This is a genomic window from Pseudomonas sp. GW821-FHT02H06, from assembly GCF_059421525.1.
Map to the genome: position 1 here is coordinate 488708 of NZ_JBWKVD010000002.1, position 22512 is coordinate 511219.

The 22512-nt window shown below is 61.4% G+C and carries 22 protein-coding genes; 15 read left to right on the forward strand and 7 right to left on the reverse strand.

The genetic code is table 11. The features are described from left to right. Positions 1–94 precede the first annotated feature (94 nt). A complete protein-coding gene (locus tag AC07VF_RS05335; protein WP_192174663.1) occupies positions 95–1678 on the reverse strand; it encodes a putative bifunctional diguanylate cyclase/phosphodiesterase in 1584 nt (527 codons plus the stop codon). Between the two features lie 281 nt (positions 1679–1959). Here AC07VF_RS05335 and AC07VF_RS05340 point away from each other — a divergent pair, with 281 nt between their 5' ends. Continuing rightward, the gene (locus tag AC07VF_RS05340) at positions 1960–2505 is read left to right on the forward strand and encodes a glutathione peroxidase (RefSeq protein ID WP_495009356.1); all 546 of its coding nucleotides are present in this window, start codon (positions 1960–1962) and stop codon (positions 2503–2505) included. Between the two features lie 3 nt (positions 2506–2508). Further along, entirely contained in the window at positions 2509–3132 is a 624-nt protein-coding gene (locus AC07VF_RS05345; RefSeq protein ID WP_192174664.1) for a dTMP kinase, read from the forward strand. 123 nt (positions 3133–3255) lie between these two features. Here the strand turns inward: AC07VF_RS05345 and AC07VF_RS05350 are convergent, their stop codons facing one another. After that, positions 3256–4599 (reverse strand): OprD family porin, encoded by a 1344-nt coding sequence (locus tag AC07VF_RS05350; protein WP_495009355.1) that lies wholly within the window; start codon positions 4597–4599, stop codon positions 3256–3258. Positions 4600–5040: 441 nt separating this feature from the next. On the opposite strand from AC07VF_RS05350, the gene accB reads away from it, so the two are divergent. The 11 genes from accB (at position 5041) to AC07VF_RS05405 (ending at position 13930) form a co-directional block, all read left to right on the forward strand. Then, a complete protein-coding gene (accB, locus tag AC07VF_RS05355) occupies positions 5041–5505 on the forward strand; it encodes an acetyl-CoA carboxylase biotin carboxyl carrier protein (protein ID WP_495009354.1) in 465 nt (154 codons plus the stop codon). Between the two features lie 17 nt (positions 5506–5522). Further along, complete coding sequence (gene accC, locus AC07VF_RS05360; protein WP_495009353.1) at positions 5523–6878, forward strand: acetyl-CoA carboxylase biotin carboxylase subunit; 1356 nt, start codon at positions 5523–5525, stop codon at positions 6876–6878. Positions 6879–6883: 5 nt separating this feature from the next. After that, positions 6884–7294, forward strand: a complete 411-nt coding sequence (locus AC07VF_RS05365; RefSeq protein ID WP_192174668.1) for an acetyl-CoA carboxylase biotin carboxyl carrier protein — start codon at positions 6884–6886, stop codon at positions 7292–7294. A 24-nt stretch (positions 7295–7318) separates the two neighbouring features. Beyond that, on the forward strand, positions 7319–8086 hold the full coding sequence (locus AC07VF_RS05370) for a LamB/YcsF family protein (protein ID WP_495009352.1): 768 nt from the start codon (positions 7319–7321) through the stop codon (positions 8084–8086). Positions 8087–8248: 162 nt separating this feature from the next. After that, complete coding sequence (locus tag AC07VF_RS05375; RefSeq protein ID WP_495009351.1) at positions 8249–8995, forward strand: SDR family oxidoreductase; 747 nt, start codon at positions 8249–8251, stop codon at positions 8993–8995. Between the two features lie 96 nt (positions 8996–9091). Continuing rightward, positions 9092–9793 (forward strand): amino acid ABC transporter permease, encoded by a 702-nt coding sequence (locus AC07VF_RS05380; protein ID WP_495009350.1) that lies wholly within the window; start codon positions 9092–9094, stop codon positions 9791–9793. Positions 9794–9799: 6 nt separating this feature from the next. Beyond that, the gene (locus AC07VF_RS05385; RefSeq protein WP_192174672.1) at positions 9800–10558 is read left to right on the forward strand and encodes an amino acid ABC transporter permease; all 759 of its coding nucleotides are present in this window, start codon (positions 9800–9802) and stop codon (positions 10556–10558) included. 14 nt (positions 10559–10572) lie between these two features. Beyond that, entirely contained in the window at positions 10573–11301 is a 729-nt protein-coding gene (locus tag AC07VF_RS05390) for an amino acid ABC transporter ATP-binding protein (RefSeq protein WP_495009374.1), read from the forward strand. A gap of 88 nt (positions 11302–11389) precedes the next feature. Beyond that, positions 11390–12223 (forward strand): ABC transporter substrate-binding protein, encoded by an 834-nt coding sequence (locus AC07VF_RS05395; protein ID WP_423571488.1) that lies wholly within the window; start codon positions 11390–11392, stop codon positions 12221–12223. Between the two features lie 48 nt (positions 12224–12271). Then, a complete protein-coding gene (locus tag AC07VF_RS05400; protein ID WP_192174674.1) occupies positions 12272–12541 on the forward strand; it encodes a PA2433 domain-containing protein in 270 nt (89 codons plus the stop codon). 180 nt (positions 12542–12721) lie between these two features. Beyond that, positions 12722–13930, forward strand: a complete 1209-nt coding sequence (locus AC07VF_RS05405; protein ID WP_495009349.1) for a pyridoxal phosphate-dependent aminotransferase — start codon at positions 12722–12724, stop codon at positions 13928–13930. Positions 13931–13998: 68 nt separating this feature from the next. Here the strand turns inward: AC07VF_RS05405 and AC07VF_RS05410 are convergent, their stop codons facing one another. From AC07VF_RS05410 to AC07VF_RS05420, 3 genes are read right to left on the reverse strand one after another with little or no spacing between them, the layout of a single operon-like run. Beyond that, on the reverse strand, positions 13999–14976 hold the full coding sequence (locus AC07VF_RS05410; RefSeq protein WP_495009348.1) for a 5-oxoprolinase subunit C family protein: 978 nt from the start codon (positions 14974–14976) through the stop codon (positions 13999–14001). Further along, a complete protein-coding gene (gene pxpB, locus AC07VF_RS05415) occupies positions 14973–15683 on the reverse strand; it encodes a 5-oxoprolinase subunit PxpB (RefSeq protein WP_495009347.1) in 711 nt (236 codons plus the stop codon). The genes AC07VF_RS05410 and pxpB overlap by 4 nt, the downstream gene beginning before the upstream one ends. 43 nt (positions 15684–15726) lie before the next feature. Further along, positions 15727–17280, reverse strand: a complete 1554-nt coding sequence (locus AC07VF_RS05420) for an MFS transporter (protein WP_495009346.1) — start codon at positions 17278–17280, stop codon at positions 15727–15729. Positions 17281–17596: 316 nt separating this feature from the next. Here AC07VF_RS05420 and nac point away from each other — a divergent pair, with 316 nt between their 5' ends. Further along, complete coding sequence (gene nac / locus AC07VF_RS05425) at positions 17597–18511, forward strand: nitrogen assimilation transcriptional regulator NAC (protein WP_192174731.1); 915 nt, start codon at positions 17597–17599, stop codon at positions 18509–18511. A gap of 93 nt (positions 18512–18604) precedes the next feature. On the opposite strand, the gene AC07VF_RS05430 is transcribed toward nac, so the two are convergent. Both AC07VF_RS05430 and AC07VF_RS05435 read right to left on the reverse strand, forming a co-directional pair. Further along, positions 18605–20167, reverse strand: a complete 1563-nt coding sequence (locus AC07VF_RS05430; RefSeq protein WP_495009345.1) for a sensor domain-containing diguanylate cyclase — start codon at positions 20165–20167, stop codon at positions 18605–18607. A 157-nt stretch (positions 20168–20324) separates the two neighbouring features. Beyond that, positions 20325–21464: a glutathione-independent formaldehyde dehydrogenase gene (locus tag AC07VF_RS05435; protein ID WP_192174678.1), complete on the reverse strand. Its 1140-nt coding sequence runs from the start codon at positions 21462–21464 to the stop codon at positions 20325–20327. A gap of 242 nt (positions 21465–21706) precedes the next feature. Here AC07VF_RS05435 and AC07VF_RS05440 point away from each other — a divergent pair, with 242 nt between their 5' ends. Next, positions 21707–22501 carry an SDR family NAD(P)-dependent oxidoreductase gene (locus AC07VF_RS05440; RefSeq protein WP_495009344.1) on the forward strand — a complete coding sequence of 265 codons (795 nt, stop codon included), beginning with the start codon at positions 21707–21709 and terminating at the stop codon, positions 22499–22501. Positions 22502–22512: the final 11 nt, after the last annotated feature.

The window sequence follows — 22512 nt, forward strand, 5'->3', positions numbered from 1 at the left end:
GTGCATTTCAAACCGCACTGACTGAGCCGCGCCGACTGGCCCGCGAAGACCCGGAAGCGCAGACGCTATGACCCGCGCACATGCCGACGATGCTTCAGCCTGCCAGCTGGGCAAACGATGAGTGGTTGTAGCAGAACAGACTCGAAGCAGGCTTCGGGCGGCCGTAGAGGTAGCCCTGGGCATAATCGCATCCGCTGTTGGCCAGCCAGGACGGCAGATGGGGCAGGTGGAACTCCTCGACGCCTTCGGCCGTGACCTGCATTTTCAGGCTGCGCGCCATGCCCAGGATGGCTTCGACCATGGGCAGGTGATCGGTTTGCCCGGGTTCAAAGAACGACCGGTCTATTTTGATCTTGTCGATGGACAGGCGGGTCAGGTGATACAGGCTGGAATAACCGATACCGAAGTCATCCAGCGCCACCGTAATGCCGTGGTCGTGCAATTTGCTCAGGTTCTGCCGCGCCACGTCCAGATTGCCGACCAGGGCTTCCTCGGTGATTTCGACTTCGAAGCGGTGAAACGCAAACTGCTCTCGCCGCAGTTGCTCCAGCAACTGATCGGGAAACAGCGCGTCGGTCACCATGGCGGCGCTGACGTTCATGGACAAGCGCAGGTGATCGTCCCAACGATTCGCGGCGCGACAGGCTTGGCTGATCAGCGAGCGGGTCATGGCCGGGATCAATCCCAGGCGCTCCAGCACCGGAATGAAGTCGGCCGGTGTGGCGGTGCTGCCGTCGGGCTTGAGCCAGCGTGCGAGGACTTCAAACCCCACAACCTCCTGAGAAGGGAGCGCCACGATGGGCTGGAAGTAGGGCACGATTTCGTCTGCTTCAACCGCCCGTCTCAGTGCCAGTTCAAGGTCGGCCTGGGCCCGGCGCTGCTTTTCGTATTCGCTGTCGTAGAAGTTGTAGGTCGAACGCCCGTCCTTCTTGCCTCGGTACATCGCCGTGTCGGCGCAGTGCAACAACGCCGAAGCCTCCTGTGCGTCGGTCCACGAACGTGCAATGCCAATGGTGGCGCCCAACGCTGAAGGTTCGACGGCGCCGGACAATGGCGCGCCAAGCCCGGACACAGCCGCCTCGGCGATCTGGCAGAGCTCGGCCTGGTGTTTGAACGTGAGAAACAGCAGGCAGAACTCATCACCGCCCAGGCGCACCGCCACGCCCCCGTTATCGTCGGCGATGGCTTCGAGCCTGCGCGCTATTTCCACGAGCACCGTATCGCCGGCGGCGTGACCGTGCTGATCATTGACCGCCTTGAAGTGGTCCAGATCGATAAGCATGACTGCCGCAGGCCGCTTCAAACCGAGCTGATTGCGAACCATGTCCATGAAGATGCGCCGGTTGATCAGCCCACTGAGCGAGTCATAAGTGGCCAGGGTTTCAGTCTGCGCCTGTGCCTGTTTCAGTCCGCGGAAGCTGGACTGGGCGTTGGCGATCAGGCGTTTGAGCAGGATGGTCGGGATGATCAACGAGATCAGGGAAAACCCTGTGACAGTGAGGACGAATCGCCATCTTTCGGCGTCTTCAAAGTCAGCGTCATAGGGCAAGGCGAGCCAGCGCATCACCCAGGCTTCGAGCTCGAATTCCCACACAATGGAAAGTCCGATCACCGTGGACAGCGTGATCAACAGCAGTACAGGCAGGCGACACGGGTTGCGGCGGTGCAGGTCATTCATGTCAGGCCTCGCAGGGCCGAGAAAATAATATGTGATGTCAGACTGCCATACTGTCACATAGGTTCTGACCGTTGATCGAAGAATTACGCCCGGGACGCTGAACGGTATCTCCGCTCGACCGGAAACGAGGAAAGGGCCGAACCATGTTCTGCCTTTCTGACAAAGCCTTGGGAGGAGGGCGAAAAACATCAACGAATCATCGGCCGCATGCTTTAAGGTGTCCCTAAAGGCTGACCGATGGGTTGGTCCAGATATCCCGACCCAGCAAGCAGGAGCCACTCATGACGGATTCTCTGTACGACATCCCCCTCAAGCAAATCGATGGCACGCCAGTCAACCTGGGCCAGTACAAGGGCAAAGTGTTGCTGGTGGTGAACGTGGCGTCCAAATGCGGGCTGACGCCGCAATACGAAGGGCTTGAAAGCCTGTATCAGAGCAAGAAGGACGCCGGACTTGAAGTGCTGGGCTTTCCGGCCAACAACTTCAAGGAACAGGAGCCGGGCAGTGACAGCGACATCCAGTCGTTTTGCTCGACCACTTATGACGTGCACTTCCCGCTGTTCTCGAAAATCTCGGTCGCCGGCGACGATACGCACCCGCTCTACCGCGAACTGACCGCCGCCCAGCCCGCTGCCACCGGCGACGGGCCGTTCCGTGAACGCCTCAAGGGCTACGGCATTGAAAGCGGCGCAGGCACCGACGTGCTGTGGAATTTCGAGAAGTTTCTGATCGGGCGAGACGGCAAGGTGATCGGGCGCTTTGCCCCAGACGTGACGGCGGACGATCCTCGCCTGACAGCGGCCATTGATGACGCCCTCGCTGTTTAAAGCATGAACCATCCGCTGTTTGTTTCTCTGGATGGGCCAAAGGGGGTGGGTAAAACCACCCTCCTGGAAGCCGTGACGAAATCTCTGAGGGCTGACCACAAGAAAGTGATTCGGCTGTGCGAGAGCAAAAGTGACCCCCACCGGGGTGAAACAATGGCGCTCGTCAACCAACTCGTCAGACACCCCGACCGGAATCTGGAGTGGGAGGTGTGTAAGCGTCTTGCTGACAGCCGTGGCTGGATTTCCCGAAACGTCCTGACGAAGCAGCCCGCCGACAGCATCATCCTCATGGATCGCTGGTACCCGTCCGATGCCGCCTTTCGCCGGCTAGTCCCGTTTGCCGAGATCCTGCAGTTGAACATTGACAGGAACGTGCGCGTGCCGGACTTGCACGTCGGGGTGGTCACTGCGGCGGAGATTTCATGGGGGAGGGCCGCCGCTCGACGCCGTGGGTTGAGCAGTACGGTGATTCACTCACTGGACGAACACGCTGCGTGCACCCAGGCGTTCGAGCGAGCGGTTTCAGAGAACGGCTGGGTGTTGTGTCGCAATGAAGGGCTGATCGAGGAGGCAACGAAGCAGGTGGTCTCGGAGATTGACAACGTGCTTCGAGGGTTTGCGCCGTAGAGCGTGCCCGTTTCAGCGTAATCCGGGAGGCGTGGAGGTGACAGGGCGACAGCTTCGCACTGTCGCCTTGACCCGGATAACTCGGGGTTAACAAGGCGCACCCCTGAAGTGCGCGGCGTCGTCTCAAAACAACGAGATCGGGTAGTCGATGATGACCCGGTATTCGTCGGTGTCGCGCTGCATGTCGGTGCGGAACACGCCCTGGCGAACGGCCGTGCTCAGGCCTTTGGCGGGGCCGGATTGCACCACGTAGGCCAGCGTCGTATCGCGGGTCCATTCCTTGCCGTCGGCGGCAGCGGTCTTGATGTGATCGCCATTGGTATAGACCGTCTTCAGCGACCAGCCCGGGAAGCCCATTCCGGCGAAGTCATAGGCGTAGCGCAACTGCCAGGCGCGCTCGCCGGCGCGCTGGAATTTACCGGACATAGTTTCCGTCATGAAGTAGCTGGTCGTGCCTGCGCCTTCGTTGAGCCAGACGGCATCGCTGCTGCCGTTGACTTGTTGGTAACCCGCAGAAACAGCGTGCGCGCCCAAGGTGTAAGTAAACAGCCCACTGGTCAAACGGCTGTCGACTTTGCCGCGGGTCACACCGTTGCCGTAATAGCCGGTACTGAAGTAATCAGGGTCATTACCGTTACGGCCATCGGAGCTGTTGTCCCAATGACGAATATCCGACGTTAAACGTCCCGGCCCCAACTGAAGACCATATAAGGCACCCAGAAAGTGCTGTTTGTAAAAGTTGGTCAAGTTGGCGTAATAGTACTGTAGGGTCAAATCAGGGGTGGCTTTGTATGAACCGCCGCCATACCAGAATTCATGGGAATAGGTGCTGCGCGTGGTATTGATGCCTGGATTGACCGGGTCAAACTTGGCATTCGACCCCGCGATCGAAAGACCTTCTTCATCGGTTGAACCGCGCTCTTTGACCTTGTCGATACGGCCGGCGGTGAGGGTCAGGTTATCGATCTCCCGCGACTCTACCTGGGCACCCTGAAAGGTCTGCCAGACCAGACGATCACTGGCGATCAGGATCGGCAGCTTCGGTTGCAGCGTGCCGTAACGGAACTCGGTTTTCGACACCAGGGCCTTGAGGGTCATGCCGACGCTGCTGAAGTCGTCGACCGCACGGCCATCGCCGTCGGTAGGGAAGATGTTGCCCTGACGAGCGCTGCCGGTGGGGTTGTAGTGCACGCCCTTGCCTGAGTCCAGCTTGATCCCCAGCATGCCCACGGCGTCGACACCAAAACCGACGGGACCCTGGGTGAAGCCGGAGGCGAAGTTCAGAATAAAGCCCTGGCCCCACTCTTGAGTGTAATTAGGCGCTGCGGCGCCATCGCGGTTATCGGCGTTACTGTAGAAGTTACGAGCCAATAACGTCGCGTGGCTGTCATCGATTAAACCTGCTGCCATCGCATTGTGAACGGCCAGCAAGCCGAGAATCCCCGTGGAGTATTTAATCAAGGTCATGATGCTACCTAATGCCGTTGCATGAAGTGTGGAATACCGTGCGATTGGCAGTGTTGAGCGTGCGCAGTCGTGCGAGTGCGCAGTAATAACCGATTGCCGCGCTGAGTCAGCGCCTGTTATTAATTGCCCGCCGTTGCAGGCAGCGTTTCCTTTGCGTGATCTGTGTCACGTCTTGCTGTTCTCGGCACAGCGCAAAACTACGCAAAGTTTTAATCGGCGGGTTAAGACAACTTCGCTCTGGCTGGATAACAAACACTTATGGATGTGCGTTGTGCATTTAATAAGTGCAGCGCCGTGATGGCCGGTGCAAAAGCGGTCATAAGTCGGGCTTATTGCTCCAGTTATAAAGGCTCTTGGCGTGCCACCCGGCAGCCTCGGTACATTGGCGGCAGACCCGAGTCATGACCGCTCGGCCGAGCGAGCAAGAGGCAGAAAAAAGAGATGGATCAACAGCGCATCAAACAACTGATCGACCTGCTTGCCGAGTCCGATCTGAGCGCACTGACGCTTAGCGAAGGCGGCACGACGGTCACGCTGAGCCGCCATGCCGGAGCGCCTGTCGCAACGCCCGTCGTCGAAACCACCGCTGTTCAACCAACCGTCGAGCCTGCTGCGGCGCCCGCAAGTGCCCCGGCAAACGCCCCGGCAGACGTGAGTCATTCGGAGCCGGCCCGCCAACCGGTGTGTTCGCCGCTGTACGGCGTCCTGCACCTGACCCCTTCGCCGGATGAGCCGCCGTTCGTGGCAATCGGTGATGCTGTGACCGCAGGGCAGACCCTGTGCATCGTCGAGGCGATGAAGATGTTTCATCAGGTCACGGCCACCCGGGCCGGGCAGGTCAACGCGATCCTCGCAGCGGGCGGCGCCGAAGTGGAATCCGGTCAGCCGCTGTTCGACCTCATTTAGCCCCAGGCAGGTTTCCCATGTTCGACACAGTACTGATCGCCAACCGCGGTGAAATTGCCCTGCGCATTCAGCGCGCGTGCCACGGCCTCGGCTTGAAAACCGTCATGGTCTATTCCCAGGCCGATGCCCAGGCGTCCTACCTGCAGTATGCCGACGAAGCCTTGTGCATCGGCCCGGCCGCGCCCGGACAGAGCTATTTGAATCAACAAGCGATCATCTATGCGGCACAGGCTTCTGGCGCCCAGGCCATCCACCCCGGCTATGGTTTCCTGTCCGAGAACGCGGACTTCAGTGAGCGGGTCGAAGCCGCCGGCATGACCTTTATCGGGCCGACCGCCACGTGCATTCGGCAAATGGGCGACAAGGTCGCGGCCAAGCGTGCCATGCGCAAGGCTGGCGTGCCCTGCGTGCCGGGGCCTGAAGGCGCGTTGCCGGACGATCCGTTGCTGATCCAGAACATCGGCGATGAAATCGGCTATCCGGTGATCGTCAAGGCCGCAGGCGGGGGCGGCGGACGCGGCATGCGCAAGGTCGAGCGCAGTGAGGATCTGCTGCCGGCCGTCAGCGTCACCCGTGAGGAAGCCCGACGGGCCTTCGGCAATCCCGAGCTGTATATCGAGAAATTCCTCGGACATCCGCGCCATGTCGAGATCCAGGTGCTGTGCGATAACCACGGCCGGGGCGTGTGGCTGGGCAGCCGTGATTGTTCGCAACAGCGCCGTCATCAGAAAGTGCTCGAGGAGGCGCCGGCGCCGGGTATCGATGCAGCGCTGCTGGCGGCCGTCGGCGAGCGTTGCGTGCGGGCCTGCCAACAGATCGGCTACCGCGGGGTGGGCACCTTCGAATTCCTGTTCGAAGACGACGAGTTCTATTTCATCGAGATGAATACCCGCTTGCAGGTCGAGCACCCGGTGACCGAACTGACCACGGGTATCGACATCGTTCAACAGCAACTGCGCATGGCGATGGGGGAACCGCTGACCTTCGAACAGCGCGACATCCACACGCTGGGTCATGCGCTGGAGTGCCGCATCAACGCCGAGGACCCGCAAACCTTCATTCCCACCCCAGGGCGCGTAACGCGTTGGGAAGTCCCCGGCGGCATGGGCGTGCGCGTCGATTCCCATGTAACCGCCGGCTACCAGGTGCCCCCGTACTACGACTCCATGATTGCCAAGGTCATCACCCACGGCGCGACCCGCGAGGAAGCGCTGGCGCGTATGCGCACGGCGCTCTCGCAGCTGCGCATCGAAGGCATCAGCAGTAACGTCGCGCTCCATCGCGACATCCTTCAAGACCCGGATTTCTGCGCGGGCTCGGTGGACATCCATCATCTGGAACGTTGGCTCAAGGCCCGACGGCAAGCGGAGTAAGCGCGATGCACATCAGCAAGATTCGACAGATCGTGGAATGGATCAGCAGCGCCAACCTGGCGCAGTTCGAGTTGCACAGCGGCGACTTCAGCTTGCGCCTGACCCGTCCGCTCGATCGCATCGCGTCCGGGGCTGCGGTGACGGCCCAGGCAGCGGAACCCACTGCGCCCGCGACCCGAATAGGTGCCATGGCCACGGTCTGCGGACGCTTCCTGTCCCGCCATCCCGGCCGCGACACGCCTGAAGTGCAGCCCGGCGATGTGATCGCCGTGGGTACATTGATCGGCTTGATCCAGGTCGGCGACGTTTTGCTGCCGGTCACCGCCACCGCAGCGGGCACCGTGGAAGCGTTCATGGTCGACGAACAGCAACGGGTCGAGTACGGCACGGCGCTGCTGTCGCTGGTCCACGCATGACAAGCAGGGCATAAGGAGCAGGGCATGAAAATCGATTTGAACGCCGACCTCGGCGAGGGCTTCGCGGCCTACCGGATGGGCGAGGACGAGGCGTTGATGCAGATCATTTCGTCGGCCAACGTCGCCTGCGGCTTCCATGCCGGAGATCCTCTGATCATGGACACCACGGTGCGTCTGGCGCTTGCCGGAGGCATCGACCTGGGCGCCCACGTGGGCTTTCCCGATCTGCTCGGTTTCGGTCGCCGGCCGATGCAGATCGAGCCGCGGGAACTGGCCACTTACGTGATCTACCAGCTCGGCGCACTGGCCGGGTTCGCCGCCGTGGCGGGGCATCGGCTGACCCACATGAGTTTTCACGGGGCCCTGGGCAACATGGCCGCGGCCGATGCCGAGCTAGCGGCGCCGCTGATCGCCGCCGTGGCCGCCTTCGATCCGAACATCATTGTCAGTTCGTCCACCAGCCGCGCCATCGAGGGCGCCGCCGAACGTCACCGCTTGCGCGTGGCGACTACTTTTCTGGCCGACCGCGCCTACGACAAGAACGGCCTGCTGGTGCCCCGCAAACTGCCCGATTCGGTGATCAAGGAGCCGGGCAAGGTCCTGGAGCGGGTCCGGCAGTTTCTCGACGACGGCACCGTGACCTGTTACAGCGGCGAGCGCATCAACATCGACGCCTGTTCGATTCTGCTCCATGGCGATACCGCCGGGGCGGTGCAACTGGCGCGGGACATCCGTGAAGAAATCCAGCAGGGCGGCGGTGAAATTGCCCCGATCTCGCGGCTGATCCCCTGAATTCATTGGGCTGCAGCGGGCCATAAGCAGCGCTTATCGCCACACAGTGATTACGTCTTGGCGCCCGCAATCGTGGCCCAGTAGAGTCGTGACACAGGCCCGGCCCCTATTTTCCGACACCGGCAACACGGGGTCGCCGAACGATTTGATGAGGAATGAGAGATGCCATTTTCAGACTACAAGACCGCACTGGTGACCGGCGCTTCTTCGGGCATCGGTGCTGCCACGGTCGAGCGCCTGTGTCGCGAAGGCATCACCGTGCACGCAGTGGCCCGCAATGCCGAGAACCTCGCCGCCCTCGCTGCCCGTACCGGTTGCATTCCCCACGCCGTGGACGTGGCTGACCTGGCGGGCATTACGGCGCTGACCGAAGGACTGGACATCGACATTCTGGTCAACAACGCCGGCGTCGATCGCCCTGGCTCGATTCTCAATGCCGACGCCGAGGGCATCGACGCACTGATCGACGTCAACCTGCGCGCAGTGCTGCACCTGACCCGCTTGCTGGTGCCCGGCATGGTCAGCCGCGACCGGGGCCATGTGATCAACATCAGTTCGATCGCCGCCGCTTACAACTTCGGTGGCAACTCGACGTACCACGCCACAAAGGCGGCTGTCAGCATGCTCTCGCGCAACCTGCGCATCGACGTGTTCGGCAAGCGCGTGCGGGTGACTGAAATCTGCCCCGGCCGCGTGGCCACGGACATCTTTGCCCACGTCCACGGCAACCCGGAAGAAAGCCACAAGAAGTACATCGAAGGCTTCGAGCTGCCGGTCGCGGCCGACATTGCCGACGCCATCGCCTTTGCCATCGCGGCGCCGGTGTCGATGAACGTCGGCCATATGGAAATCACCCCGACGCTGCAGGTCCCCGGAGGTCTGCAAACCACGCGCCCCCAGGGGAGTTGAGGCGGCTGCCGGACAAGAACGGATGCATCCGTCACGCCCTTGCGGGCTCCGGCTTTCGATTGACGCTGCCGCTACAGACTTCCATAGGTGACTCCCATGATTAAAGGTTTCGATCTGGGGCCGATTCTGACCGGCGAATACGCCGCACTGATGCTTCAGGGTGCGCTGTTGACCCTCAAGTTGATGCTCTTCGCCTGGCTGCTGGCCATGAGTCTGGCGTTTTTGCTGGTGGTGGTGCGCCTGACCCACAACAAACTGGCCGAACACCTGGTCGCCGCGTATGTGGCGTACCACCGTAATGTCCCGACCCTGGTGCAGTTGATGCTCTGGTACTTCGGTGTGCCGACGCTCCTGCCGGAAAGCGTGCAGCTGTGGCTGGCCGATTTCAGCACTGAATTCATCTTTGCGGTGATCGCCCTGGGGCTGTGCCAGGCGGCGTATTTCGCCGAGGACCTGCGCGCCGGCTTGCGGGCGATTCCCGACGGCCAGACCGAAGCCTCGCGGGCGCTTGGCCTGGGTTATGTGCGTTCGATGCGTTACGTGATCCTGCCCCAGGGCGTGCGCAACTCGCTGCCCTCGTTGATCAACCACACCGTCTTGCTGTTCAAGAACACCAGCCTGGCCATGGCCATCGGCGTGGTCGAATTGACCTACGCCACCCGTGAAGTCGAGAACTACACCTTTCGCACCTTCGAGTCGTACCTGGTTGCCACGGTCGGCTACCTGGCGGTCTCGCTGGTGCTGATGGGTATCGGGGCGTTGATCGCTCGTCGTTTCGATCTGGCGCGGGCGAGGTAATCCCACATGTTCGATGTCTTTACTATCCTGCGGGGCAACTGGGAACTGCTGTTGATCGGCCAGTACCCAAGCGGGCCGATGGGCGGCCTGGTCAACACCCTGGTGCTGTCGGCACTGGCGCTGGTGATCGCCTTTCCGCTGAGCATTCTGCTGGCCATGGCGCGCATCTCGCCGTTCCGCGCGCTGCGCTACCCGGCATTCGTCTGGGTGTATGTGCTGCGCGGCATCCCGCTGTTGCTGGTGATCTTCTGGACCTACTTTCTGGTGCCGGTGCTGATCGGCCATAACATCAGCGCCTTCACCACCATGCTGTGCACGCTGGTGATTTACCAGAGCGCTTACCTCAGCGAGATCGTGCGGGGCGGGATCCAAGCGCTGCCCACGGGTCAGTACGAGGCCTCCCGGGCGCTGGGCATGGGTTACTGGCGGGCGATGAGTTACGTGATCCTGCCGCAGGCGCTCTACAACGCCTTGCCGAGCCTGATCAGCCAGTTCGTCTCGATCATCAAGGAAACCACGCTGGGCTACATCATCAACCTGCAGGAGCTGACCTTCTCGGCCAATCAGGTCAACAACCAGCTGCTGACCAAACCGTTCCAGGTCTATTTCATTCTGGCAATCAGCTACTTCTGCATCTGCTACAGCCTGACCCGGCTGGCCGGTGCCGTGGAACATCGCATCGAGCGCAAGCGCCAGGGCGATAACGGCAGAGCATCTGCCGCCAAGGCCATTCCCGAACTCGCCTCCACCGATCTGCCCAGGTAATCGCCATGAAACCCATGATCACGTTTTCCAACATCGACAAGTGGTACGGCGAGTACCGTGCCCTGACCACCATCAACGCGGAAATCTCCAAGGGTGAAGTGGTGGTGGTCTGCGGCCCCTCGGGCTCGGGCAAATCGACGCTGATCCGAACCGTCAATCGCCTCGAGGCCATCCAGGGCGGACAGATTCTGTTCGAAGGCCACGACATCCACGGCACCGATGCCAACGTCAATCGCCTGCGCAGCCGCATCGGCTTCGTGTTCCAGAGCTTCAACCTGTTCCCGCATCTCTCGGTGCTCGACAACGTCGTGCTGTCGCCGACCAAGGTCAGAGGCATCAAGGGCTCGGCCGCGAAGAAGCAAGCGATGGAGCTGCTGGATCGTGTCGGCATGGCCCACAAGGCGGGTGCCTACCCCGGGCAGTTGTCGGGCGGGCAGCAGCAGCGCGTGGCCATCGCCCGGGCGCTGGCCATGGAGCCGCCGGTGATGCTGTTCGACGAACCCACCAGTGCCCTCGATCCGGAAATGGTCGGGGAAGTGCTGAGCGTGATGCGCGGGCTGGCAAAGGAGGGCATGACCATGATGTGCGTGACCCACGAGATGCACTTCGCTCGCGAAGTGGCCGACACCATCTGGTTCATGGACGCGGGACAGATTCTCGAGAAAGCCACGCCCGAAGTGTTTTTCAGCCAGCCCGCGCACCCTCGCGCGCAACGTTTCATCAGCGATCTACGTTCTCATTGAGGCGCCGTCAGAGCCGCCCACGACCCTTGCGCGGCATCCCCGCGCGCTCAGGCTGCCGCCCACACAACACACTTTTGAGGATGGATGCATGCGAATCAAATCGGCCTGTCTGGCCCTGATCGTCACCCCGGTAATCGCCATGGCGGCTCACGCCGATCAGTGGGCGGATATCCAGGCCAAACAAACCCTGAGCTGCGGCGTTTACTCCGATGTGCCGCCGTTCTCTTCGCCCAATCCACAAACCCGCGTGCTCGAAGGCATGGACGTGGACTTGTGCACCACGCTGGCCAAGCACCTGGGCGTGAAGGTGGAACTCAAGCCACTGTCGGGCGAAGCACGGGTGCCGGAAGTGAAGATGGGCCGCGTCGATGTGGTCATCGCCAATCTGGCGTACACCAAGACCCGCGCCCAGCAGATCCAGTTCAGCGACCCTTACTACGTGGCCAAGGAAATGCTCGTGGTCAAGAAGCCGCTGGCGGACCAACCGCGTTCGTACTTCGAAGGCAAGCGCATCAGCGCCACCAAGGGCTCGACCTCCGAGCAGTCGATTCGCATGGCCAAGGCCACCCCGGTGACCTTCCAGGACACCGGTTCGGCGTACCTGGCGGTGCAGCAGAACAAGGTGCTGGGCGTGGTGACCAATGCCATGTCGGCGGCCAAGCTGGTCGCTCAGGCCGGGGCCGGCGGTGTCGAGCTGGGCATCGTCAAAGAGCCGATGGCGCTTGAACCGGTGAGCGTCGGCATGCGCCTGGAAGAGCCCGCCCTGTTGGCGAAGGTCAACGACGCGCTGATGGCCATGGAGACCGCTGGCGAGATCGACCAGATCTGGGCCAAGTGGATCGGGCCGAACACCGAATACAAGATGGTGCGCGAAGAGAAGGTGCAGAAGCTCAGCGCACTGAAATTCGAACCGCTTGAATGACCACCCGATGGCGGGCCGGGTTTATCCATGAATCAGGGAGACTGTGCAATGAAACGATTAATGGTTGTTGCGGCAATGATGGTCGCCGGCAGTGCGATGGCCGCTGAGGACCTGTGCTCGCTGCAGTTGCAGAAGCTCGCCGATCAAGCGGCGATCACCAAGCCTTCGTCTGTCACCGGCCCTTCGTCCGAGGTCAATCAGCTGATTGCCGAGGCCAAGGCTTACGAGGCCAAGGGTGATCTGGACAACTGCGCGCGCAGCGGTCAGAAGGCCCTGACGCTGATCAAGCAGACCTCGGGCGGCTCGGCCACGCAATAAGCGCCCAGGCTGACTCGCGCCACCAAGGCCCGGCAATCATGCCGGGCCTTGGTGCATCTGCGGCACGGTGAAGTGGGCCATCCATTTAGGTTATGTCACCACAGTAAAGCGCTATTGGAGCCCGTCGGACGTTTGCTTTTATGCTTGTTTTGCCCCCCGATCCCGCAACCACGAAGACTGATGACAATGCCTGCTATCGCTGATCGCTTGAAAAACGTTTCCGTTTCCGCGTCCGTGGCCATGACCCAGAAAGCCCGTGACCTGGCCGCCCAAGGCATCAAGGTCATTGGCTTGTCGACCGGCGAGCCCGACTTCCCCACGCCCGAGCACGCCATCGACGCCGCCTATGCGGCGGCCCGTGCCGGTGACACCAAATACCCGCCCACCGACGGCACGCCGGCCTTGCGCGCGGCGATTCAGCGCAAGTTCAAGCGCGATAACAATCTCGACTACGACGTTACCCAGATCCTCACTGCGGGCGGCGGCAAGCAGATCATCTTCAATGCCATGCTGGCGACCATCAACCCGGGCGATGAGGTGTTGATTCCCACCCCGGCGTGGATCAGCTACGCCGACATCGTCAAGTTCGCCGGGGGGGTGCCGGTGCCGGTCAATTGCACCCAGGCCAATGCCTTCAAACTGCGCCCCGAAGACCTCGAAGCGGCCGTCACGCCGAAGACCAAGTGGCTTCTGCTCAACTACCCGAGCAACCCGACGGGTTCGGCGTGCTCGCGGGCCGAGATGGCCGCCATTGCGTCGGTGATGCTGCGTCATGAGCACGTGTGGATCATGACTGACGACATGTACGAGCACCTGATCTACGACGATTTCGAGTTCTGCACCATCGGGGACGTCGAACCGCGTCTGCTCGACCGCGTGTTGACCGTCAACGGTGTGTCCAAGGCGTATGCCATGACCGGCTGGCGCATGGGCTTCTGCGGTGGCCCGGCGGATCTGGTCAAAGCGATGAGCAATGTCAACACCCAGAACAGCGGCGGGATCTGCACCCTGACCCAGGCGGCGGCGATTGCCGTGCTCGATGGCCCTCAGCAATTGCTCAAGGAGCGCGCGGCGATCTATCAGCAGCGCCGCGATTTCGTCCTCGGGCGGCTGGCGGATATTCCCGGGTTGCAGTGCCACAAGCCGGAAGGCGCGTTCTATCTGTTCCCGAACATCTCGGCGCTGATCGGCCGGACCTCCCGCGGTGGCCGCCGAATCGGCAACGACACGGATTTCGTCATGGCCTTGATGGAGGAGCACCATGTGACCACGGTGCAGGGCGCTGCCTACGGCATGAGTCCGTACTTCCGGCTGTCCTATGCCACCAGCCTCGACGTGCTCGGCGAAGGCTGTGACCGCATCGCCGAGTTCTGTGCGGGGCTGAAGTGATTTGAGTTGATTTGGCTTGTCGACGATGGGGCCCGCCAAGGCCCTGTTGCCGGCAAGCCCGCCTTCTATCAGCGCAGGGCCAGCGCCTGCAGCATCCGGCCCACCCCCTGCAAATATCCTTCAAGCGCCTGTTCGGCAGCGATTGCATCCTGGGTGTCTGCCTTGACCAGACGAATCCGGCTGCCGATCGGTGCCTGCCCCAACCGCCACAGGTCCACCTCGATAATCCCGGCGATCTTCGGGTAACCGCCAGCGGTGTTGGCGTCGCTCATCTGAATGATCGGCTCGCCAGCAGGCGGCACCTGGACGATACCGGGGACCAGCCCATAGGAACGCATTTCGACCACGGTTTCCGGCTGGATCGCCAGCCCTGACAGGCGATAGCCGGTGCGGTTGCTTTGCGCCGAGATCTTCCAGCTCTGCGCCCAGAAGCGCTCGGCATCGGCCTGGAACAACGCGTACTCACCCGCCGGAATCGCCCGTAGCAGCAGCGCCCCATCGTCGTCCACCGGGAAGTGCTCGCGCAAGGCCTGGCCTGGCGGTGTCACCCCAAACCCTCCGGCTGGCAACGCTGGCAGAGGTCCGTCGAGCACCGCCAGCGTGTCACCGGCAGTCAGAGTCCGGCCTTCGTGACCGCCGAAGTTGCCCCGCAGCGACGTGCTGCGCGAGCCCATCAGCACCGGCACGTCGATACCGCCGCTGACACACAAGTAGCCACGGGCGCCACCCTTGGGGAAACTGAGCTCCAGTTCCTGACCGGCCTGCACGGTACAAGCCCACCAGGGCAGCATGGGTTGGCCATCAAGACGCGCCTTGCAGTCAGCACCGGTCAGCGCGATTGCCAGGGTGCGGGTAAAGCGCACCTTGAAGGGAAAGGTCTGGATTTCGATGGCGGCACAGTTGTCGGCGTTGCCGAGCATCAGGTTGCCGACCCGCAGGGCGACCGGGTCCATGGCACCGGCGGTTGCGACGCCGATGTTGCGATAACCGCGGCGCCCGAGGTCCTGCACCGTGTTGAGGGGGCCGCTGGCGATAATCTCGATCACAGTTCGATCCTTTCAGGCAAAAAACGTACGGTGTCACCCGGTGCAAGGGTGGCGGGAACGCTGGCATAGGGGTCGAACATCGCCAGATCGGCGCTGCCCAGGGCGTTCCAGCCATTGGGGCCGTCGAGTACCGAAAGCCCTGATTGCATGCCGCCGATGGTGACCATGCCTTTGCGCATGTTCAGCGAAGGGACCTTCTTGCGTGGCATGTAGATGGCCGGATCGAGGCCTGCGAGATAGCCGAAGCCCGGCGCGCTGGCGACCGCAAACACGGTGTAGGTCGCCTGATGATGACGCCGTATCACCTCGGTGGCGGGCAGCCCGGAAAAGTCGCAGATGGCTGGCAGGTCGATGGCGTGTTCGCCCCCGTAGCAGGTCGGAATCTCGATCAGCCGGCCCGGTAGGTCGAGCTCTCGCGCCAGGCTCCAGGCTTCGCGCAGTCGTTCGATGATCAGGTCCGGCGCGGGAGGCGTTTGCTTGAGCACCACCAGCAGATTGGTCATGCCCGGCACCAGCTCCTCGATATCGTCTTCGCGCTGCAGCGCGTTGCTCAAGGCCCAGATGCGCCGTTGCGCGGCCAGATCGAAATCGCCCGGAGCATCGATGAGAAACGCACGACTGCCGATCATCGAGACCTTGGCGAGCCCGTCGGTCAAAAGCAGCGCGGGGGCAGGGGAGGCACCGAGCGGCTGCGGACTGCTGTTCATGGGGAAATTCCTGTAGCGCAGGGGGATAAGAAAAGGGTCGGGTTCATGACGTGGCGCCTGCCGCGTGACCTGGAGCGGGCATCAGTTGCACCGTGGGCAGCCGCCGCAATATCCACAGCGCGATGACGGTCAGCACGGCGCAGGTCGCCAGCCCCATGGACATGGCCTCGACCAATGCCGTGCGTCCGAGCGTCAGCAGTGCAGGACTGAGCAGTGCAGGACCTGGCGCGTTCGCACCCTGGGACAGCACTTGCGGATCACTCAGCAACGACAGTGCCTCAGTCTGACCGGCCTGGGTCAGCAAGCGGCCGAGGTGCCAGGCATACAGCACGTTCACCAGCGCACCCATGCACGCCGTGCCCAGCAGGCCGCCGACCAGTCGCAGCGATTGCTGCAGCGCGGTCGCAATGCCCAGGTACTGTCGCTGCACCAGGGTCTGGGTGAACACCGACAGGTTGAGAAAGATGAACCCCAGACCCAGGCCCGCCAGCAGGATCAACCCCAGCAGGGTGTTGAACCCGGCGCTCGGGCCGCTCAGCGCCAGGCCAAGACAGGCAACCCCCAGGGTGGCGAAACCGGCCTGGGGCAGGCGATTGGGATTGCGCAGGCGCGTCATGATCCGACTGTTGACGATCGCCCCCAGGGTGATGCTCAGCGCCAATGGTGTAATCAACACGCCGGCCTGTTGCGGTGAATAGCCATAGCCCCCTTGCAGCAACAGCGGCAGGTAAAACAAGAGGGTGAACATCACCGCGCCGGCCAGCAGCGCGAGGATGAACAGCACCCGCATGCTGTGATCGGCAAACAGCGGACCGGGCAGCAGGGGCGCCGCACTGCGTCGCTCCTGAAACCACAGCGCCGTGAACGCCGCCAGGCTGATAGCGCCCAGCGCCGTGCACACCGCCGCGCTGGAATGCCCCAGCCATTCGACGAACAGTTGCAGAGCGCCCAGGCCCAGCGCGATCAGGACGGCCCCGGTCCAGTCCATGCGAATCGTCCCGGTGGAGGCCGGCCGGTACCACGGCAAATGGCGCCAGGCGAAATACAACGCCAGCGCCCCCAGCGGCAGGTTCAGCCAGAACACCGAGCGCCAGCCAAAATGCGCGGTCATGAAACCACCCAGCCCCGGCCCGATGGCATTGACCACGCTGAACAGCGCGCTGAGCATGATCTGCCAGCGCAGGCGCTGGCGGGTGTCGGGAAACAGTTCAGGGACGCACGCGAATGCCGTACCGACCAGCATGCCGCCGCCGATGCCCTGCAGCGCGCGTCCGGCCACCAGCGCAACCATCCCGTTGGCCAGCGCGCACAGCACGGAGGCGAAGATAAAGATCAGCGTGGCGGCGATGACGAAAGGCTTGCGCCCGTAGTAATCACCGAGGCGGCCGAAGATCGGAATGGTCACGATCGAGGTCAGCAGGTAGCCGGTTGCCACCCAGGCGTACAGATCAAAACCGTTCAGCTCGCTGACGATAGTGGGCAGCGCGTTGCCGATGACGGTCTGGTCGAGGGCCGACAACATCAGCACCAGCGAGACCCCGAGCATGGCCAGCAGTGCCTGGCGAAACGTCAAAGGTCGGGTTTCAGCGCGGGTCATGGGCGGGTGCTACGATACGGATGACAGGCAGGCATGCGGCCGCTCCTCGGGTGTCGGTAGGCTAATTTAAGAGCTGAGGCGCGCAGGCAGAAAGACGTCTTTGTTCTGGACGGATAAGGCCTCCTTATGACGCACCCCGGGGGCCGGGCTGCACCAATTTGGTGGGAGGGAGGAGGGTGCCGCGTGCGGGTTCGATGCTGGAGCGCCCGGCGCGGACCATAGGTAAAGGCGATGACCTGCGCGTGGGCCTGGATTTCACCGGCTGGCGCGGCTCTTGCTCTGGCAAGGCAATGATCTTAAACAAAGGTGTGACCGCGTGAATTTTCGCCGTTTGAAGTACTTCGTCAAGATTGTCGACATCGGCAGCATGACCCAGGCGGCCAACGTCCTGCACATCGCACAACCGGCACTCAGCCAACAGCTGGTGACGCTCGAGACCGAGGTGCAGCAGCAGTTGCTGATCCGCACCAAGCGCGGCGTGACCCCGACCGAAGCCGGCAAGGTCCTCTACGGGCATGCGCAGTTGATCCTGCGTCAATGCGAACAGGCGCAAAGCGATGTCAACGCCACCGGCCATGCCTTGTCAGGTCAGGTGTCGGTGGGACTGGCCCCCGGCACGGCGGCCTCGGCGCTGTCGGTGCCGCTGCTGCGCCGCGTGCGAGAGCAGCATCCGGGGATCCTTCTCTACCTCAACGAAAACTTTGGCACCACGCTCAGTGAGCTGATCATGAACGGGCGCATGGACATGGCGGTGCTGTACGGCGGTCGCGAAATCCACGGCCTGAGCTTCACGCCCCTGCTGCGCGAGCAGTTGTACCTGGTCAGCGCCGATCCGCAGTTTGCTGCCCAGCCGAGCATTCCGCTGACCGAGCTGGCCGCGCTCGACCTGCTGCTGCCGCGCACCTACAACATCATGCGGCGGCTGGTGGACGATGCACTGATGAAACTCAACCTCAGCGCGAAGGTGATCGCCGAAGTCGAATCGGCCTCGACCCTTGCAACCGCCGTTGCCGAACGCTTCGGATCGACCGTGCTGCCCGAGTCCGCCGCGCGGGCGATGCAGCAGCACCAGGACGTGCACCTGACCCGCATCGTCGAACCCGAGATCGAGGCGCCTCTGGCGCTGTGCCTGTCCGGGCATCTGCCGCTGTCGGTGCCGGCCCAGGCGGTCAAAATTATCTTGCTGGACATGATTGCCGAAATGCGCGGAAGCCTGGGGGCCTCCCGTTGACAGGGGCATGACCGGTTGATGCGCGGATGACCGTCGCCTTTGACATAGCCCTGAGCGCCTGGGGATTCAGCCGCGCATCAACCCTGAGCGCGATCATCCACCATTCGATTCACAGCAAACCACCGATGGGACGCGCTGGTATGAAGCGGCTTCTATACAATTGCGCCCGTTAATCTTTGCGCAGTACAGCAGACGGTCAGCCTCGGCCATGCTGTCTCTGTGGCTATTTTTGTCAGTCGGGCATACCGCGACGACGCCAGCGCTGATCGTAATGATGCCCAGGGCGCTTGTTGAATGTTGAATCTGCGCCTGTTCTATCGAGCGTCTCACTTTTTCAGCCACCACAATGGCACCCGCCAGCTCCGTTTCAGGAAGCAAAATCACAAATTCTTCGCCGCCGTAACGAGCGGCTATATCGAAAGGCCGGCTGGCACTTTGCGCAATGAGTGCAGCCACTTCAACAAGGCAGTCATCGCCCGGCAGGTGGCCGTAGTGATCGTTGTATTGTTTGAACCAGTCTATGTCCAACAGGATCACGGCAAGACTTGACTGGTTTCTGAGCGCGCGGCCCCATTCTTTCTTAAGGGCAACATCGAAACTTCGCCTGTTGGCCAATGACGTCAAACTGTCCGTCATTGCAATGATTTCCAGTTTGTCCTGCGCCGCATTGAGTTCGCTTTCTGCAACAAGCAGCTGCTGGATCTGGCGGTACAGCAACCCGCCCAGCAACGCCATCGCTAAAATGATCACCCCCATAACGATCATGGAATGGAAAACATATGACCACCACGGCGCGAACACTTGCTGATATGAGATCCCGGCCGCTGCGACGATGGGCAGTCCCGATAGCCGACGATAGGCATATATCCTTTCTACGCCATCCACGACCGATTTGATAATCGCAGTGCCACTATCGCTATGGGGAAGATAGCGACTGAAAATATCTCCCCTTGAAATATTGGTTGTCATCAGCGCATCCACCGTCGGACGCCGTGCAAGCAATTCGCCTTTGTCGAGAGCGAGGAAGATGACCCCATCGTTATCGATGTCTACCCGCTTGAAGAAGCTTTGAAAATAGGCAACAGGAATCGTGGCGAGCGCGACGCCCGCAAATGTTCCATCGGACGATTCAATGCGGCGGCTGATGGGGATGATCAGTTCTCCGGTGGTTCTGCTCTCAACGATAGAACCAATATGGATCGCCTGGCTGGTGTTGTCCCGATGGTAAATGAAGTAAGCGCGATCACTGTTGTTTTTGGTCTGTAAGCCCTGAGAAAAAGAGTTTGCAACCCAATTGCCCTCTGCATCGAAGATGAACAGCCCTTGAATTCCGTCAATACGTTCGACCTGTCGAGCCAATAAGGTCGTCAGGCGAGTTTGTTGATCAGCAATGATCCCGTCATGGGCCACGCGCTCTGCGATGTCTTGTAAGGTGTTATCGGCCTGCAGCATCGTGTCACGCGCCAACTGTTCGGCGGCGAGGACTATGTTCGAGACAGACACTTTCGCCGCGTCCACTCGCTCATTGGCCGATTGCTGCATCTGCCAGGCGGTGGCGAGCACTAAAAGTACACAGACTAATGCGATGAAACCTATTAGCGAGTTGGACAGCGCTTTGGGTGTCAATCTTGTGGAAAAAAATCGAACCAGCGTCATGTCAGGCGTCATCTAATTGGCGATTGGATGAGCAAATGCAGTTTTCGTACCGCGCAGGGATGTGCCTTTGCGCCTCTGGATCAAGGAGAACTGGATCGCCAGGGAAGGGTCGTCGAGGCGCCAGTGTCACAGCGCCTCAACGGAGGGTGCAGAAGGGTTATGCCGAAGGCTTGAGCACCACTTTGGTCCAGCCGTCGTCCCGCTGATCAAAGTGCTTGTAGGCGTCCGGACCTTCGGACAACTTCAGGCTGTGGGAAATGATCTGCGACGGCTTGGCGCGGTCATGGTGGATCAGCTCGGCGAGGCGACGGTTGTATGCCTTGACGTTGGCCTGGCCAGTACGGATCTGCTGACCCTTGAACCAGAAGGAACCGAAGTCGAAGGCCATCTTGCCTTCTTTCGCCAGATCACTTGCAGCGTTGGGATCCTGGGGCACGAAGACACCCACGACGCCGATACCGCCGGTGGGCTTGGTGGAGGCGACCAGGTTGTTCATGGTTTCGTGATTGGCTTCATGGCCATGCTTGTCGCAGCACTGATAGCCCACGCATTCGCAGCCACGGTCAGTGCCCTTGCCATTGGTGAGATTCATGATCTGCTCCACGGCCTGGGTCTGTGCCGTGTTGATCGGCGTGGCGCCCAGCTTGGCCGCGAGTGCCAGACGGTCTGGATGGTTGTCGACCACAAAGACTTGCGAGGCACCTTTGATCATTGCGGCATGGGCGGCCATCAGTCCGACCGGGCCAGCGCCGTAGATCGCGATGCTTTCACCTGGCAGCAAGCCGGACAACTCTGTCGCGTGCCAGCCGGTTGGGAGGATGTCAGACAGCATGACGTAGTCGTCTTCTTTCTCCTTGGCATCTTCAGGCAGCACCAGGCAGTTGAAGTCGCCATACGGCACGCGCAGCAGTTCGGCCTGGCCGCCCTCGTAAGGCCCCATCTCGGCAAAACCATACGCGCCGCCAGCACTGCCGGGGTTGACGGTCAGGCAGTATCCGGTGAGACCACGCTCGCAGTTTTCGCAGAAGCCGCAACCGATATTGAACGGCAGGCAGACCATGTCGCCCACTTTCACGCGATCAACTGCGGCGCCCACTTCGATGACTTCGCCCAGGTTCTCGTGACCCAGAATCCGGCCCGTTTCGAAGCTGGTGCGGCCTTCATACATGTGCAAATCGGAGCCGCAGATGTTGGTCGTGGTAATGCGTACCAGCACGTCAGTCGCTTTTTCGATTTTGGCATCGGGAACGTTCTGAACGCTGACGTCGTAAGGACCGTTGTAAATAATGGCTTTCATGGGTTCTCCAGAAGAATGAGGTGCAGATAGGGACATATATGCGCCAGATTTAGTACGACCGTACCGGCCTGTCGTTCAAAGAGATTGGCCGGGAGTGACGAACGGTAAATGCTGGCAAAAGGCTCTGAGACGCGGCTTGTGGCCACTCGATGGCGAAAGACGCGATTGCGTCTATGCAAGCCGTGGCAGCTCAAATAGGGTGAGTTCTGTACTGCCCCCAACCCAAATGTGACGGAGTGGAAATGAACATTCAGCTGAATAGCAAACGTGCGCTGGTCACCGCGTCAACCGGCGGCATCGGTTTCGCGATTGCCAAAGGTCTGGCCGAGGCGGGTGCCGAGGTGGTGATCAATGGCCGCAGTGAAAGCTCGGTCAAGCAAGCAATTGCCCGACTGATGAGCGCTGTGCCCGGTGCCACGATTACCGGCGTCGCCGCAGATCTAAGTGATGCAGGCGGTGTTCAAACGCTGCTGCAGGAGGCCGGGCCTATCGACGTCTTGGTCAACAACGCCGGGATCTATGGCCCCCAGGATTTTTTTGAAACCGAAGATGAGGTGTGGGACAGCTACTGGCAGACCAACGTGATGTCAGGGGTACGCCTGAGTCGCGCACTGCTCCCGGCAATGGTGGCCAGGAAATGGGGCAGGGTGGTGTTCGTGTCGTCCGAGTCCGCACGCAACATCCCCGCTGACATGATTCACTACGGCGTCTCCAAGACCGCGCAGTTGGCCTTGGCCCGGGGCCTTGCGAAACGGGTTGCGGGCAGCGGGGTAACGGTCAACAGCGTGCTGCCGGGGCCGACCTTGTCCGATGGCGTTGCCGCCATGATGCAAAGTGAAGTGGCGTGCAAGGGCAAATCCCTGGAGGAAGTGACCAAGGCCTTCGTAACCGAGCACCGTCCCAGCTCGATTATTCAGCGTGCCGCCACCGTCGAAGAGGTCGCCAATATGATCGTCTACGTGTGCTCGCCCCAGGCATCGGCCACTACCGGCGCAGCGCTGCGGGTTGATGGCGGTGTGGTTGACGACATCGTTTAAGCCGCGTAAGC